The sequence below is a fragment of the Saccharopolyspora tripterygii genome (assembly GCF_054778355.1).
The window spans coordinates 70,141-87,659 of record NZ_BAAGZP010000023.1; the positions used below are offsets into that span (position 1 = coordinate 70,141).

The window sequence follows — 17,519 nt, forward strand, 5'->3', positions numbered from 1 at the left end:
GTTCGCGTGCCGAGGACCGTGTTGTGGATATGACGGGAACGACGGCTCAGCCCGCGGTCGCTGCGGGCGAGGTGTGTCGACTGACGATCCAGGGCCCCAGCTCGCGCGTCGAGCTGGCGGTGCCCGCGCACATTCCGCTCGCGGATCTGCTGCCCACCTTCCTCGACCACCTCGGCGGTGGGCTCGGGAACGCGGGTCTGGAACACGACGGCTGGGTGCTGCAGCGGCTCGGTGAGCCCGCGCTGCAGGAGGATCTCGGCACTGCCGCGCTGGGCCTCTACGACGGCGACATCCTCCACCTCCGGCCGCGCAACGACCAGTTGCCGCCGGCCGACTTCGACGACCTCGCCGACGGTGTGGCCACCGGAATCCGCCACCACCGCAAGGACTTGTGGCGACCGGAGAACACCCGGCGCACGCTGCTCGCGCTGCTGGGAGCCTCGCTCGCGCTCGGCCTGATCCTGCTGCCCACCATCGGGGCCGGGCAGTGGGTCGCGATCACCGCGGGCAGCATCGCGCTGCTGCTGCTCGGTGCCGCCACCCTGTCCTCGCGCGCCCTCGGCGACCGGGCCGCATCGGAACTGCTGTTCTCCGGCAGCGCCGTGTTCGGCGCCGCCGCCGGGTGGGCGCTGCCGATGATCGGCCGTCCCGTGATCGCGATGAACGCCCAGCTCGTCGCGCCCTGCCTGACCGCTGCGGCGGTGTGCACCAGCGCCATCGTGCTCGGCCGGTTCCTGGTCGGCGGCGGCTTCGGCGCCGGATACCTCGCGGCGATGCTGACGACCGGGCTGACCGCGCTCGTCGGCCTGCTCAACACCTTCGACATGCTCTCCGCCGGTGGCGCCGCGGCCGTCGTGCTCGCGGTGACGCTGCTGGTGGGGACCCGCGTCCCGCGCATCTCCGCGTGGATGGCCGGGCTCAAGGTGCCGCCGCTGCCGACCTCCGCCGAGCAGTTCCAAGAAGGCATCGACCCCGAACCGGGCCGTGAGCTGATGGACCGCACGGCCGCCGCCGACTTCAACCTCACCGCGCTGTGCTGCGGTCTCGGCGTCGTCATCGCCGGCTGCCTCGGCATCCTCGCCTTCACCCCCGGGTGGGCCTCGCCGACGCTCGCCGCGATCGCCTCGCTGCTGCTCCTGCTGCACTCCCGCGAGTTCGTCAGCTCCCGCCAGCGGGTCGCGGTCATGGTGCCCGGCTTCCTCGGGCTCGCCGCGGTGATCACCGCGATGTGCCTGCTGATCCCCGGCCCGTGGCGGATCGCCGTCATCGGCGGCCTGATCGTCATCGCCGGGCTGCTGCTCGCGGGAGCCCGCAGGCTGCCCGGCAGGCGGATGCTGCCGCACTGGGGCCGGGCAGGCGACTGGGCGCACACCACGCTGGCCATCGCCATCATCCCGATGACCTTCGCCGCCCTGAACCTCTACGCAGTGGTGAGGGCCTCATGGTCGTGACAGGCGTGCTCCGGCGGACTTCCGGAGCAGCGGACCTCCGGACCTGTTCCCAGGCCCTGATCCGGGGAGGTCGTCGTGCACTCGCGCAGTGACCAGGTGCAGGCGCACTCCTTCATGTCCGCGCGCGTCGTGTCCGCGCTCGTGCAGGCCGAACCCGACGCACCCGACCCGCCCCTGCGGCGAACCCCGCTCGGCTACGTGATCGGCCTGATGCTGTCGATGCTCATCGTCGCCGGCTTCGCCGTGGCCGGAGTCCTCGGCTTCGGCGGAGCGACCGACTGGTCCGAACCCGGCAAGCTCATCGTGGAGAAGGAAACCGGAAGCCAGTACGTGCTGGCCTCCGACGGCACGCTGCGCCCGGTGCTCAACTACGCATCGGCGCGGCTGCTCGGAGCGAGCGAAGTCGCGGAGGTGTCCGACTCGACGCTGAGCGAGGTTCCCCGCGGCACACCCGTGGGCATCGTCGGCGCTCCGGATGGGATCCCGGCAGGCGCCGCGGGTGGCGCGGGCCAGGCGTGGCTGGTGTGCGCGACCACCACCCGCGACGCCGCCGGGGCCCCGCACGCCACCGTCTCCCTGCACGTCGGCGACACCGCCGACGTGGAACCCGCGCAGCAGGACGAAGCCGTGCTCGTGCGCTCCAGCGCCGGAGATCAGTACCTGGTGTGGCGGGACAAGCGGATGAAGCTCAGCGCCCCGTGGGTCGCCGCCGTGCTCGGCTACGACTCCTCCACCGCGCTGCCGGTGCGCGACGCCTTCCTCAACAGCACGCCCTCCGGACCCGACCTCGGACCGCTCCGGATCCCCGGCGCAGGCCAGCCCGGCCCCGCGCTCGGCGGACAACCGACCCGCATCGGGCAGATCTTCTCCGTCGCGGTCGTCGGACGCCCGCAAACCCTCTACATGCTCACCACCAGCGGCCTGATGCCCGTCAACGGCACCACCGCGGCGCTCGCGATGGGCGACCCGGCAGGAGGCGGGCAAGCCACCCCGCGCGCCCTGTCACCCGCCGCCATGGCCTCGGTCGGGCAAGTCCCCTCCTCGCCGCTCATGGCGCAACTGCCCGATGAGCCCCCGAGGCTGCTCGGCACCGGCCAGACCGGCGACCCCGACGCCGGAACCCCCTGCGCACAGATCGAACCCGGGCCGCGCGGAGCGAAAACCACCCTTGTGAGCGGATGGCCCGACGGCGGCGTGGTCGTCGGCGGACCCGGCATCGAGCGGGACGAGTTCACCGCCGACCGCATCGACGTCCAACCCGGCGCAGGCGTGCTCGCGCGCACGCTCCCCGCGCCCGGCGTACCAGGCGCCGGCCTCTACCTGGTCACAGATTCGGGCGCCAAATACCCGGTGCCCGGCCAGAGCGCAGCCGAAGCCCTCGGCTATCGGCTGGCCGAAGCGGTTCCGGTACCAGCGCACCTGCTCTCGCTGCTGCCGACCGGGCCGGTGCTCGCACCGGAGCGAGCCGCAGGTGGTGGTGTGCGAGCAGCACCCTGATCTACCGGCCGCCACGGCCGGCAGGCGACAAGCAAGTCGAAACCCGCACAGTGCAAGGAGAACCCGATGACCGCACCAGGTGCCCAGTACGGCCTCAATGACTCGCAGCTGCAGCAGATCATCGAGGCGACCAACCAGTCGCTGTCGCAGATGCGCCAGCTCAACAACCAGGTCCAGACCCAGGCGGCGTCGCTGGGCCAGGCCAACGTGTCCGACTCCGGCCGCATGCTGGTCGACAAGTTCGGCGTGTGGGCCGGCGACTTCTCGCGCATCGAGAGCGAGCTCAACCAGCTCAACCAGCGCGTGATGGACGTCCGCAACGCCTCGCTGCAGGCAGCCCAGCAGGCCGCCGACAACGCCTCCGGCGCAGATCTCTGATCTCTTTTCTCCAACCCACTCGATTTGCTTGCCGGTGCGGGTAGCGGAACCTGAGACGTCTTCTGGGCTCCGTGCGCCACGGCTTATGTATGTCCAATACACGGCGCCGTGGCGTACTCACCCAGAAGACGTCTCAGAACCCGCGGCGGTGCCAGTTGCTCGGGTGGGGCAAGGAGAAAGCGGCTCCGCCGCTTGCGTGACCGGTGTGCTCAACACCCTTCATTGCGGAAACTTATACTCAGGACGGAGATTGTGATGACTCAGTTCAGCGTGCAGCACGGGGCCTACGAAGAGGTCAACATGGGGCTGCAGCAGGCCGTTCGTCAGATGGGCACCATCCTCGACGAGCTCAACGGCTTCCTGAAGAACATGGGCGAGGCGACGCAGGGCAAGGCCGCGCCGCTGTGGGCCGAGAAGCAGCAGAAGTGGAACCAGGCCTACACCGAGATGAACACCCGCCTCAACAGCGGATTCACCTCGTCCAACAACGCCGCGCAGGCGTTCCAGGACGGGGACAACCGCAGCGCCCAGATCATGGCGTGAGCCGGACGCCCCTCCAGGGCGCTCCGCTCAGCGGTGCGGGTCGACGTCTGAGAACCCGTGCGGCGCAAGCCGACTCCCTCACCTGAGGTAGGCGGCCGCGCGAGCAGGCGTCACCGCGGTTGAAGTGTCGGGTGCGGGCCGCCACGCGCAGCGGCCCGCACCCGATCCCCCTCCCTTCCCGTGCAAAGGAGAGTCTCGTGGCTGACGAGACGAAGACGAAGTTCGACAGCGGTCAGTACGAGAAGCTGATCAAGAACGTCGACACCCACGAAGACGAGCTGCGCAAGCAATTCTTGGGCGCCAGCTCCGGAATCCGGCTCGCCGCGGACCTAGGCGAGCGGGTCCACGCGGGCAACCCGGAATGGCCTGCCATCCAGTCGCTCAACGAATCCCTGGGCGCCCTGGGCAAATCCGCCGAGACCATGAACGAGAAGACGAGCAAGGACTGGCGCAAGTTCACCGAGGCCCTCAACGACGCCAAGCGCGTCTTCGAGGACACCGACGACCTCGCCAGCTACTCGGCGACCGAGTTCGTCCAGGACTACCCGGACCTCGGTCAGCAGGCACCCGCCAGCTGAGGTTGAGGAGCTGTTCCCGAATCGCCTTGCTCGGCGGTACGGGCTGAGTCCCACACCTGAAGCAACGGCTACTGCCGCAATCTGAGCAGACCTCAAGCACCCGACCCGCACGTCGAACAACCTCATCTGACGGCATCAGCCCAGGAGCAGGAGAAAGCCCATGCCCGAGAACGCGGACCTGTCAGGCCCCAGCAGCGACTGGACGTTCTTCCAGGCGCTCAGCGCGTTGACCGGAAAAGGGCCGGACCTGAAGTCTAAGGCCGAAGGCGTCAAGTGGTTCGAGGTCGCAGGCGGCGGTGACGGTGGCGCCGGTGGCAAGGATGCCGACTTCACCGGGGACAGCCTCAAGGAGAACCTGAGCAACCGGGTCGCTCCCACCGAAGACCTCACCTACACCGCTTTCGACCGGGTCTACTACCGGGTCAACCGCAACACCGCGGCGGCCGATGCCTGGACGCAGGCCATCAACGACGCCGGGACCATCGTGAGCGAGATGTCCTCGGGCAAGAGCGGCACGCTCGACCTGCCGACCCTGCGTCAAGCGCAGGACCTGGTCGGCAAGTACGAGAAGTGGCTGGAGGGCTCCGGCAAGGAGTTCCGGACCTGGGCCAAGTCGCTGGACTCAGATGATTCCGGGTTCAGCGGCAAGGCCGCCTCGGTCATCCAGGGCCGGATGGACCAGAACGCCGACAAGCTCGAAGGCCTGCACGAGCAGCTCACCCTCGACCGCGGGGTCGCGGTCTCGGTGGCGCTGAAGAACCTCGGCGACAAGATCGAAGCAGCGGTCAAGGGACTGGCCGAGGCCTTCTACGACTTCCGCAACCGGGCGCTGTACCTGCCCAACAACAAGCGGGTCGACTACGAGAACCAGCTCTACGAGTTCCTGACCAACGGCGTCGGCCTGGTCAAGGGCGCCCCGAACTACCAGCTAGACGGCAAGAGCACCGAAGAGGCCCAGTCCTACATCAACACCTCGCTGGCCAGCTTCAAGGAAGGCAACCTGGTCACCGCCGGTCCGTGGGACAAGATGAACACCGAGATCACCAACGCCGCGCTCACCGAGCTCAAGGCGCTGGACACCGCGGCGGCCGCGGCGCTCAAGCCCCTCGAAGAAGAGCTGAAGTACACGCAGTCGGCGATCAAGGAGCTCACCGAGCCCGAGGTCAGCGCGCCGAACACGCCGCCGACCACCCCGCCCCCCAACGGGGACACGAACATCCCGCCGCCCCCCGGTGGCGACACCAACATCCCGCCGCCGGGTGGGGACACCAACGTGCCGCCGCCGGGTGGGGACACCAACGTGCCGCCGCCGGGTGGGGACACCAACGTGCCGCCGCCGGGCGGGGACACCAACGTGCCGCCGCCCGGCGGGGGCGACGGACTCGGCACCGGCGGCGGTGGCCCGGAAGGCCTCGGCGGCCCCGGTGGCGGGGACCCCGCCAACGGCGGTGCCGGTGGTTTCGGCGGCGGCCCCGAGGGCCTCGGCGGCCCCGGTGGTGGAGACCCCGCCAACGGCGGCATCGGTGGGCTGGGCGGCGAGAACGGTCTCGGCGGTCCCGGTGACCCCGCCAACGGCGGCCTCGGTGGCGGACTCGGCGGTGCTGACGGACTCAGTGGCGACTCCGGCCTCGGTCCCGGCGGCGACAACGGCGCCAACGGAGGCGCGACCCCACCCGTGGTCGGCCCCGGCGGTCTCGGACTGGGTGGCGGAGCCGGGGGAGGCGCGGGCACCAAGCCCGGCACCAACCCCAACGGCGACCTGGCCAACGGTGGCGCGGGCGGCTTCGGCGACTTCGGCCAGAACGACCCGGCCAACGGCGGTGCCGGCGGCCTCGGCGGGGCCCAGCAGCCCGGCTTGGTCGACAGCGGCCTGACCGAGAGCTCCTTCGACCCGGCCAACGGCGGTGCTGGCGGCTTCGGCGACGTGCCTGGTCAGCAGGACCAGGACCGTCCCGGCATGGCCGGTGTGCCGCTGGACTCCAACGGGAACCCGATCCCCGGAGCCGGTGAAGGTCTGGGAGATCCGGCCAACGGTGGTGCCGGCGGCTTCGGCGATCTGCCGGGCGGTGCCGATGGTGGCCTGGGCGCGGGTCTGGGTGACCCGGCCAACGGTGGTGCCGGCGGCTTCGGCGATCTGCCGGGCGGTGCCGATGGTGGCCTGGGCGCGGGTCTGGGTGACCCGGCCAACGGTGGTGCCGGTGGTTTCGGTGATCTGCCGGGCGGCCAGGGCGGTTTCGACCCGGGTGGCCTCGGTTCCGGTGCGGGTGGCGGTCTCGGTGACGCGGCCAACGGCGGCCTGGGTGGTTTCGACCCGGGTGGCCTCGGTTCCGGCGCGGGCGCGGGTCTCGGCGACGCGGCCAACGGCGGTGCCGGTGGCTTCGGCGACGGCGCGGGCGGTCTCGGCTCCGGCGGTTTCGACGGCGTCTCCGACCCCGCGGAGGGCTACGGCTTCGACAACGTCTCCGACGGTTTCGGCGCACCCGACGGGTCGGCCGACGGAATGGGCGGCGCGGGCACCGGATCCGAGCAGCAGCGCGGCGGTGCGGGCGGCGGTACGACCGGCTTCGGCATGGGGTCCGGCGCGGGCTCCGGCCTCGGCGGTTCGCAGGCCTCGACACCGTCGCCGGGCATGAGCCAGCTCAACGGCCCCTCCACCCAGCAAGGAATGGGGGGAATGCCGTTCATGCCGCCGATGATGGGCGGCATGGGGGGCATGGGCCAGCAGGGCGACAAGAACGAGCGCGAGCGGCAGACCTGGCTGTCCGAGGACGAAGACGTCTGGGGCACCAACGCCGACGCGGGCATGGGCGTCATCGGGCTCCCCGACGAAGCGGACTTCGACGTCGACGAGCAGGTCGCCGCAGGCCCGGTGCGCCCGCCGCGCCAGCCGCAGCAGCCGGCGCCCGCGGAGCAGGAGCAGACCACCCAGGCAACGGCGTCCGGGTAGGGCTGAGGAGTGGTGGCCGGGTGCGCGGGGTGAACCGCGAACCCGACCGCGGCGGAAGCCGCACTCCGGGAACAAGTCGATCTTCCAGGCAGTCGATCAGGTACGCAGCGGGAAGGAGGGAATGACCCGCGATGTCATCTCCCCTGTTCAACCAGATGGAAAACGCGCTGGCAGACCTCCGCGAGCAGCAGGAGCGCATCCGCGAGGCGCAGGAGCGGGCCGAGAAGGAGACGACGACCGTCTCCAGCAAGGACCGCTCCATATCCGCGACGGTGGACCACCGGCAACGGCTCACCGGCCTGAAGTTCTCCGGCACCCGCTACCGCACGATGGCGCCCGCCGAACTGGCCAACAAGATCGTCGAGCTCGTTCGGCAAGCGCAGGACGAGGCCAACCAGAAGTCCGTCGCGGCCTACAGCGCGATGGCGCCCGCCGGTTTCGGCTCGGCGCTGACGGACATGGTCAACGGCGAGTTCGACCTGGACAAGATGTTCGACGAGGCGGTGCGCGAGGCGGAGAGCATGAGCGACGCCGCCGACGAGGGGGAGGGGTCTGATCGTGGCAAATGACGAGAACGACCTGGTCGCAGCGGACATCGAGGCGCTCAAGCGGGGTGGTGTCGACCTGACCCGGATCGCCGAGACCGCGAACTCCATCTACGCCGACCTCGCCCACGACTGCAACTCCTTCGCGATCGACGGTGACGACGACATCGCCAAGACGCTGCGGACGAAGTACGAGCCCGGTGAGAAGGACGGTCTGGAGTTCCTCCGGATGCTCGGCATCAACATCGGCACCGACGGGGAGAAGGTCGTCGACGTCGGCAAGACCTTCGACGACATGAACGAGACCGCGAACAGCGAGGTGACCAGGGGCGGCAAGAAGGCCTGAGCGCAGGCCCGGTGCGATCGACCGATCGCGCCCGGCCTGATCGCGCACAGACGAGGGGGACGTGAGGGCGCACGATGGCGATCATGGTTCCGGAAGAGGTCGGAAACCTCTTCATGGTCCTGACCGGCGAGAAGTGGCCGCAGATCAACGAAGATCAACTTCGCAAGCTGTCGGAGTCGTGGCGCAACACCTCCAACAGGCTGCGCAGCGAGCTCACCCCCGAACTCGCCCAGGCCATCAAGCTCATCCGCTCGGAGTTCTACGGCAAGGCGGCGATGCGATTCGCCGACCGGATGGCGCCGTACGTCGAGAGCAACGGCTACATCGAGACCGCCGCGACCGGTTACGAGCAGATCGCCGGCTTCCTCAAGCAGCTCTCGGTGCAGACCGAGTACGTCAAGCTCGTCAGCCTGCTCTCGCTGATCGAGCTGCTCGCCGAAATCGCCTGGGCCATCGCGATGGCCGGACCGACCTTCGGTGCCAGCATGGCCTGGCTCGCCGGCCGCTACGCCATCGTCCGCTTCCTGCTGAAGAACATCTGGGGCAGGCTGCTGATGCGCGTCATCCAGGCGCAGATCTTCGGCATCGCCTTCCAGGTGGCCATCGACGCCGCGGCTCAGGGCATCCAGATGGCCAAGGGCACCCGCGACGACTGGGACGAGGACGCCACCAAGCAGGCCGCCGCCGTCGGCGCCCTCGGCGGTGCGCTGGCCCTGCCGTTCGCCGCGCTCGGCGGCGCGATGGGCAACATGCTGGCCAAGGGTCTGGTCAAGGGCGTCGGCGACAAGATCGACAACGACATCCTCAAGGCCGCTGCGGAGGCCGCCGCCAAGAACTTCGCGGACGACTTCCCCAAGGCCCCGTCGCTGGCCAAGTTCGCGACCCAGGTCTCCGACCACATGAACACCCACATCGCGCGCGACATCGGTGCCCACACCCCGGGCAACTACGCGGGCATGACGCTCAAGGGCATGTGGGCCGAGAAGTTCGGCCGCGGCCTCGCCGACGCGGTCGAGGAGGGGCTGCACGAGTTCTTCACCGAAGGCCTCTACGGCGCTATGACGGGCCAGGGCTTCCAGGCCAACCCGTACTCGTTCACCGCGGGCATGTCCGCTGGGCTGTCGGAGAACCTCGGCAGCGTCATCGGCGCCGGGATCTACGGCAACCTCACCCCCGGCAGCGGTGAGAACCCGTTCCTCGCCGCGCAGCGCGAGAACGACGGCGCCGACTCCGACACCTCGCCGTTGCGCAACGGCGACGGGGACCTCGACACCTCCGGCACCGACAGCGATTCCGCGAGCACGTCCACCGGCGGAGTCGGTACCGGTGGTGGGCTCGGCGGGTCCAACGGTGCGCCCAACCCCTCCTCGCTCGGCCAGTCGGGCACGCAGGTCCCGGGGCAGACGACCCAGCAAGGTGAGGGCACGACCGTCGGGTCGGAGACGCAGAGCGACCCGGACGACCCGTTCTCGGACGGGCAGTCCACCGACGGCTCGATCACCGAGTCGCAGACCCAGGTCCCGCAGCAGCCCGGCTCCGGGAGCACCGGAACGCCGGAGTCGCCGGAGACCGTCGCCGTCGGTTCCGACGGGAACCCGGTCTCCGCCGAGAACTCGCAGTCGCAGCAGCAGGATTCGTCCGGCGCCGACCTCTCGCCCGGCCTGCCTCCCGCCGGGCAGCAGTCGAACGCCGACGGGACGGCGATCCCCGATGCGTCCACATCGGAATCCGGTCAGACGCAGAACGGTTCGCAGAACCCGTCGGAGGTCTCGGCGCAGAGCCCTGTGCAGGTCTCGGAGGGGAATTCCTCGGACACCGTTGTGCAGGAAGGCGACTCGACCTCTCCGCAGACGCCGAGCACGACCCCCGCCCAGTCCGCCCCGCAGTCCGGCACGACGCAGCAGGACGGGACGACCACCGCGCAGCAGTCCACCACCGGCACCGACTCCACCGCGACCGACACCGAATCGCAGCAGGTCACGCAGGGCGAAACCGGGACGCGGCCGACACCCACCCCGGTCGTGGCCGATGCGGATTCCAGCTCGCAGGTCGACCGGTCCGCGCAGGTCCAGCAGGACTCGGACAGCACCGACTCCGCCCAGTCCCACCAGGACTCGCAGCAGTCGCGCACCGACTACGCCGACATCCAGGAGGGTCGATCCGGTCAGCAGGACGTGTCGACCGAGACCACGAGCACGACCGGGGTGGAAGGACGAACCCAGGACAACGGCCAGCCCCTGGGCTCCGACCAGACGCCGCGCGCAGACGGGACCCGCGACGGCGCTGTCAACGGGCAGCAGCCGGTCACCGGCACGGGCCAGACCGGGCAGACCCAGTCGCAGACGAGCACGAGCACCACGAACTCGACCGCGTCCACGAGCACGAACGCGCAGCAGTCGCAGACCCAGTCGCAGTCGGGCACCCAGTCGTCCACCACGCGCGGGACCACCACCAACGCCGGTCAGAGCGGCACGTCCTCGCCGTCGGTCGTCGACGTGGCGGCCACGTCGACGACCGCGCTCCCGGAGTTCTCCGGCACACCGAGCACCGAGACGTCCGAGGCCGCGGTCACCGTCGACTCCAGCGGTCAGGTGGTCGAGACCTCGCAGGACCAGGACGCCGCGCACATCCCGGCCGACGACCAGCGATCCCAGGACCCGGCCCGGGAATCCGAGTCCACTCAGGACGGGACGACGACTCAGGACACCCGCGGCGACCAGAGCACGACCCAGCAGGACGGGACCCAGCAGGACACCAGCGCGGTCGCGAACGACGACCTGTTCGCCGCGCTCGACGAGGACCCGAACCTGGACCTGGCGCTGACCGACCCGTCGCAGGTCACCCCGGCACCGGTGCTGCCGGAGACGGCGCGCGCCGCGGACTCCTTCGCCGCCGACATGGCCGCGCACGTCGACGAGACACCGCGCCCGGCGGAGCTCACGCGCGACGGCGTGATTTCCGGCCACTCCCGGCTGCTGCCCACCGACGGCGTCTGGTCCCCGAACGGGAAGGCGCCGCTGGCCGCGAACGTCGCCTCCAAGATCGACGTCGACCCGGCGGTGCGGACCGGTCTGCAGCAGCAGTTCCAGCAGCTCGTCGACACCCGGGGTGAGCTCGGGCTGCTCCAGATCCTCTCCAGCGGGCGGAACTTCCAGGTCCCCACCCGCGACGGCACGCGGAGCGTGTTCGTGCGGATGGACCCCGACACCGTGGCACCCGTCGTGGCCACCGACACCGAGGTGCACAACACCCCGTCGCAGAGCAGCAAGCACGAAGGTGCCAGCCGGTCCATCTCCAGCCACGCGGTCTCCCGCAAGCTCCGGCAGAACGTCGTGGCCGGCTGGGTGGACTCGGCGATCGAGGTCGCTGCCACCTCGCTGAACCTGCGCCTGCTGCCGTTCCTGGGCTGGGGCGAGAGCCGCAGCAGCGCCGTGTCGGACAAGACCGGCAACACCCGCGAGCGCACCGCGAAGCTCGGCAGCCACCACAAGGCCTTCGACGTCGGGTTCCAGGTCCAGTGGGAATCCGACGGCAACCGCGGCAACTCCCGGTTCGACCCGACGGTCCGCCTGGCCTACCCGGAGACGGTCCTGGAGAAGCCGCGACCGGCACCCACCCCGGCCGACGCGACTCCGACGACCACCGCCTCGAACACCCCGAACACGCAGAACGCCTCGAACACCCGGGACGACCAGCGGACCGGCGACCAGAACAACGACACCGAGCGCGCCACCCCCGCTCCGCTCACGCCGGTGCCGATGCCCGCCGACGTGCAGCAGCTGATCGCCAACCTCGACAGCTACGCCGGCGTCGGTGAGCTCAACCGCAACGTCATGTCGAACCTGCCGGACTGGGTGCGCCAGGACCCGACGCTCAGCGAAGGCGTGGCCACCAAGGTCGACAGCTCCCAGTTCGTGGAGGAGACCTCCGAGGGCCTGGTCAACGGCATCGACATCAGCCAGCGCACCACCTACCCCAAGTGGTTGCGGATGCCGGGGAAGAACTGGTCGAAGCACCCCGAGGTCAAGGTGAAGGTCGAGCCGCAGGTCCGCGGCTTCGAGAAGATCGGTGAGCCGAGGCAGATCCGCACCGGTGAGATCCTGCGCAACACCAAGGACACCAGCAGCTCCCAGAGCATCGGATCCCGCGCCGTCGGCGGGTTCCGCGTCCGCGGGCTGTTCACCTCGGGCGAGGCGAAGATCGACGGGCACAACAGCCCGCTGCAGATCGGCCCGATCGGCGTGCTGTCGCTGACCTCCACCCGCAAGGAGTCCCAGACCGGCAGGGAATCGGGGAGCAACAAGGACAAGTCGCTGGAGAACGACGGCGCGCAGCGCTACCGGATCGACCTGTCGCTGGCCGCCGAGATCACCTCCCGCCCGGGCGGGAAGGCCGAATCCGCGCCCGTCCCGGTGCAGGCCACCGACGGCGCCACCTACGTGTGGGTGCGCAACGAGGACGTTCCCGAGTTCGAGAAGGTCCTCAACGACGCCCTCAACCCCGGCGGGACCCCCACGGTCGCGCCGACGACCACCGCCCCCGACGCCGAGCAGCAGGAGCGCATCCACACCGTCCTCGACGGCGAGGGCATGTTCAAGAACGTGGTCCGGGTCGGCGGCACCGGCCAACTGCGCGACCAGGCCCGCCAGCACATCCAGCAACGGCTCACCGCGCTGGGTGTGGACACCGACTCGGTCGACTGGAACCAGGTCAACCGCGACCTCAGCGGCTTCGGCCCCTACAAGGTCATGACGAAGTTCGACGACCTCACCGGTGACGGCAAGCCGCTGACCGTCGACGTCACCGCGGGCGGGCGCAAGTTCAGCTTCCAGCTGACCGGCGACCTGGGCGACGTGACCGGACGGCGCACCCTCGACAACGACGTCCGGTTCAGCGCGACGCGCAAGCACGGCAGCGGCTGGAACACCGGTTTCAAGACGAGCTTCGGCGTGGGCGCGCTGCTGGCCGCGATGGCCCGCACCACGATCCGGCCCTCCGGGTACGGGTCGAGCAACTACGTCGGCGGCATCGCGGGTCTCGGCGGCAGCTGGACCCGCGGCAAGTCCAGCGGTCACGGCGACAGCCTCGACTCCGAGCAGCGCATCAAGTACGAGGGCAAGGCGGACCGGGTCACCCGCGACGTCACCTGGAACCTCCAGGCCACCGACACCTCCGCGCGGAACCCGTTCAGCCGCAAGGCCCCGTCCACCGAGGTGCAGGTGCACGGCAGTGCGGACTACCGGGTGGCGAGCTTCCTGCTCGACGCGGACGCGGGCTGGAACCCGGGCGACCCGGCGCCCGCGAGCGGCCACGACCTCCACGACGGCAACCGCGTCGACATGGACGGCAACACCGCGGTGGTCTCGGTCGTCGACCTCTACGGCAAGGCCAACGAGGCCTTCCACGAGATGCAGCGGGACGCCGCGCGAGGTGCCAAGGAGGGCAAGTTCGAGCGGTTCCGCCGCTGGATCGCGCACGGCGGCAGCACCGATCCCAGGCACAGCAACCCGAAGCACCTCGTCGACGTCGACCCGCAGTGGTGGCAGACGCGGCTCGCCGGGATGTTCCACGGGCCCCAGGTGCGCGACGGAGGCGCCCACGCCGGGCTGTTCTTCGACCGCATGCAGCGCGGTGCCTTCGAGATGCGGGTCCACAACGAGCGGCCGCTCGGGCCCGTGCCCGGCAACTCGACGTGGGAGACCACCAACAAGACCAGCGTGTCGGTCTCCAGCGGCACCAGCCGGGGCACCGAGGGCGAGGCCGGGCTCAACTTCTGGGGCGCCATGGCCGACGCCGGCACGGGCGTGTCCCTGTCGACCGGACGGGGAACCGAGGACTCGCTCGGCGGCTCCACCAAGGCCGCGTCGCAGGTCAAGACGCCGATGCAGCTCTACACCGGTGACCTGGTGCTGTCGGTCCGGGCCGATGCGTGGCAGCAGCTGTTCGGGCAGCCGAACCACCGGTGGGACGCCATCAGCCCCTACCCGACCGGGGCGCAGAGCGACACCGTCGAGATCGTCGTCCCCGACGGGCTGCTCTACGTCAAACCGCAGAACCCGGTGACCACGCACCCCGACGCACGCCTCACCGACGACCTGCCGCTGCTGCGCGATCTCGGTGCGGGACTGGACCGCTCGGTCGTCGTCTCCGGTTTCACGCGGGACGCGCCGGAAGCGACCGGGCAGACCCGGGACGGCTCGACCGACCGGCCGGACGAGGACGGTGGGAGCAGGGCCGAGCAGGACTCCCAGACCACTCAGGACTCCCAGACCTCCCATGACGACCAGGCGCCGGGCGGTCAGGACCGGCTGTCCGACGACGCGATTCGCGCGCTCTGGCACGCCGCGCCGGAACTCTTCCCCGGCTGGACGCCCGATTCTGGCCGCCCGGCACCGCTGTTCGACGCCACCAACGCGCTGCGCGCCCTGGACAACCCCGCCGACGTCCGGGAGGTGCTCAACGGCGGCTGGCAGCGGACCATGTTCCGCTCGCGCTGGTTCGGCTCGCACTACTACACGTTCACCGCGACGGCCGAGCAGCAGCCCGGTGCCGAGATCATCGACCGCGGCGACGTGCCCACCGGTGGTTACGCCGAGACGCAGGGCGTGCGGGGCACGGGCGAGGACTCGTCGCGCAGCGCCGCCGTCTCCGCGTCGCTGACCGCGTGGCCGATCATCCCGACGACTCCCGAAGGCGGTTCCCTGGCACCGATGCCGGCCGTCGGGGTGTCCGCCGAAAGCGGGGCCGAGCAGGCCAACCAGGTCGGCACTTTCGGCCAGGACCGGTCGGACACCGACGACCACGTGGGCGTCCGGGCACCCGTGAAGATCAACTTCAAGGTGCACAAGTTCCGCGTCCCGCCGCTGCTGCTGTCCACCTTCACCGAAGGCGCGGTCGGTTCCAGCGCCTACCGGCACCCGGAACGGCGCGAGGTGACGCTGCCCCCGCAGCTGTCGCAGTCCCAGGGGCACGTCGACCTGAACCTGCCCGAGTTCCTGCTGAACCAGCCCACCGACCACGCCCCGGGCGGAACCGGGCGCGACATCACCGACGCGGCCAAGCAGTCGCCGTCCTTCCAGCTGGCCAAGGGAACGAGGGACCCGCAGCTCACCCAGCACGCTGTGGACGCCATCGTCGAGGCCCGAGGGCACAAGGACCTCGTCCAGCGCTGGTTCGGCGAGGGAACGCCGAACCGCGGCAAGCTCGACGCGCTGTTCTCGCCGGACGTCATCGTGCCCAACATCGGCAACGACCGGCGGCTGCTCAGCGACGACGGGTACACGACGTCGTTCAAGGTCCACGACCGCTTCCTGTCGGTGGACTACGAGGTGCAGGTCAAGCCGCGGCTCACCGACCCGCAGTACATGCACTCGTGGACCGAGGCGCAGCACTCCTCGAAGCAGGGCGCGGAAGCGGGCCAGTCCTCCAGCGACTCCCGCTCCCGCGGCGCTGACGCCGGTTTCGGAATGATGGCCATCCACAACACGAACTGGAGCAACGCCGAGAACGCCGCCTCGCGCGGGGTGTCCGACTCCGAGACCGCGGCCACGGCCCTGGAGCAGAGCAACACCTCCCGGACCCGCGGGCAGGACTGGCGGCGCTACAGCGCCATCCCGCACTACGACCTCGTCATCCGCTCGAAGCCGCACTTCGCGCCGTCCTGGTCCGAGCACCGGATGGAAGGCCCCAACGGGTTCACCGGCACACCGGTGGAATTCGACGTCCGCGAGGGCCAGCACACCCCGTTCGACACCCCGCCGCAGACCGCGCCCGTGACGACGCCTGCGCCCGTCACCCGGGATTCGAACGTCACGGGGGTGTCCCGGACACCGGAGCAGGCGCAACGCGAGATCCAGGCGATCGAGGACCAGCTCGCCGAGCTGAACTCGCAGTACGACCGGTTGACCAACAAGATCATCCGGCTCGGCGACGCCGTGCAGGCCATGGCCGAGCCGCACCTCGACGGCGGGCCGAGGCCGGACCCGCGCCAGGTCGAGATCATCCACCGCGCGGCGATCGAGGTCACCGAGCCCGACGTGCAGCGGCTCGACCAGGTCGGGCGGCAGATCGCGGAGAGCGAGCTCGCGCTGCACGACCTCCGCCGCGAGACCAGCGACCTCGCGCCCGGGGTTCCGCCTCAGGAGACCGGCACCGGGATCCGCCCCGACGAGAGCAGGACCGACAGCGACGGCAGGCACTTCGACCGCTCCGGCAACCTGCTCCAGCAGGGGCAGGACGGCCAGTGGCGCAAGCAGAAGTACTTCGCGCTGCCCTGGCTGGACGACAGCACGATGGTGCTCGGCATCCGGCCCGAGACCAACCCCTACACCGGCCGGCCCCACCACATGGCCGGGTTCCCGTCGCTCCCCGGCGGCAACGCCCAGCAGCACCCCACGACCGACGGCGACATCGTCGGCGGCACGCTGGCGAACCAGATCGGCGAGGACCTGCACGGCGCCTACCGGCTCAGCGATCACGGCGAGGTCGTGCACTCGAACCCGGGCACGGGCAACGCCAAGGCCGATGCGCACTTCGTTCCCACCGGCCTGGAACGCGACGGGAACCCGCGTCCCGCCGCCGGCAACACCCAGGAGGTCGGGCGCAGCGTCGAGATCGACGTCCGCGATCTCGGCGTGACGCAGCGCAACAGCGACCGCGAGATCCTCGCCGCCGTGGCCTACGCGTCCGGGATCGAGGACTTCGGTTCGCGGCACGCCGAGGAGTTCTTCGCCGACCCCTCCAGCGCGCAGGTCGCCGAGGCCGTCCGGGACCGGCTCCCCGCCGCACCACCGGACACCGCGTCACCGGACACCTCGCCCACCCGGCAACCGGTCGTCGAGGCGCCCGCGGCCGCCGACGAACCGGTGGCGTCGTTTCGGGTGGAGGCGGAGCGGTGGAAGGCGTTGGATGACGCGTTCGTGTTCGGTTCGGGGGATGGTCGTCGGAGGGTGCAGCGGGGGCGGGGTAGTGGTGTTCGGCAGCAGGTGAGTTACAGCGTGATTCCGGAGGTGGGGCGCTGGAATCTGGTGACGAGGTTGTACTTGCGGCCGGCCGAGGGGGTCAGTCAGGCGGATCTCGTGGCCGTGCGTGCCAGCACCGCCGAGGGCATCGAGATGCTCGTCAATCAGCAGTCGCACACGTTGCCCGGTCCGGAGGTGGAAGCCCGTGCTCGCGTGGTGTTTGTGGATGATCCGGGTGCGGCGGATGGTGTGGTTGAGGTGGTGGCGGGGCGTC

At 70.4% G+C, this 17,519-nt stretch carries 9 protein-coding genes; all 9 read left to right on the forward strand.

Annotation, left to right across the window (positions count from 1 at the left end):
- Nucleotides 1-29: 29 nt before the first annotated feature.
- A complete protein-coding gene (eccD, locus tag ACYVF3_RS18655; RefSeq protein WP_461155507.1) occupies nt 30-1,451 on the forward strand; it encodes a type VII secretion integral membrane protein EccD in 1,422 nt (473 codons plus the stop codon).
- Nucleotides 1,452-1,526: 75 nt separating this feature from the next.
- Nucleotides 1,527-2,948, forward strand: a complete 1,422-nt coding sequence (eccB, locus tag ACYVF3_RS18660; RefSeq protein ID WP_461155508.1) for a type VII secretion protein EccB — start codon at nt 1,527-1,529, stop codon at nt 2,946-2,948.
- Between the two features lie 66 nt (nt 2,949-3,014).
- Nucleotides 3,015-3,326: a hypothetical protein gene (locus ACYVF3_RS18665; protein ID WP_145737288.1), complete on the forward strand. Its 312-nt coding sequence runs from the start codon at nt 3,015-3,017 to the stop codon at nt 3,324-3,326.
- A gap of 255 nt (nt 3,327-3,581) precedes the next feature.
- Nucleotides 3,582-3,869, forward strand: a complete 288-nt coding sequence (locus ACYVF3_RS18670) for a WXG100 family type VII secretion target (protein ID WP_145737287.1) — start codon at nt 3,582-3,584, stop codon at nt 3,867-3,869.
- A 197-nt stretch (nt 3,870-4,066) separates the two neighbouring features.
- Nucleotides 4,067-4,447 (forward strand): hypothetical protein, encoded by a 381-nt coding sequence (locus tag ACYVF3_RS18675; RefSeq protein ID WP_461155509.1) that lies wholly within the window; start codon nt 4,067-4,069, stop codon nt 4,445-4,447.
- 160 nt (nt 4,448-4,607) lie between these two features.
- Complete coding sequence (locus ACYVF3_RS18680; protein ID WP_461155510.1) at nt 4,608-7,394, forward strand: hypothetical protein; 2,787 nt, start codon at nt 4,608-4,610, stop codon at nt 7,392-7,394.
- A gap of 131 nt (nt 7,395-7,525) precedes the next feature.
- Nucleotides 7,526-7,963 carry a YbaB/EbfC family nucleoid-associated protein gene (locus ACYVF3_RS18685; protein WP_461155511.1) on the forward strand — a complete coding sequence of 146 codons (438 nt, stop codon included), beginning with the start codon at nt 7,526-7,528 and terminating at the stop codon, nt 7,961-7,963.
- Entirely contained in the window at nt 7,953-8,285 is a 333-nt protein-coding gene (locus ACYVF3_RS18690) for a hypothetical protein (RefSeq protein ID WP_461155512.1), read from the forward strand. Before ACYVF3_RS18685 ends, ACYVF3_RS18690 begins: the two co-directional genes overlap by 11 nt.
- A gap of 83 nt (nt 8,286-8,368) precedes the next feature.
- Nucleotides 8,369-17,519 (forward strand): WXG100-like domain-containing protein (locus ACYVF3_RS18695; protein WP_461155513.1); only part of this gene is annotated, 9,151 nt, incomplete at its 3' end.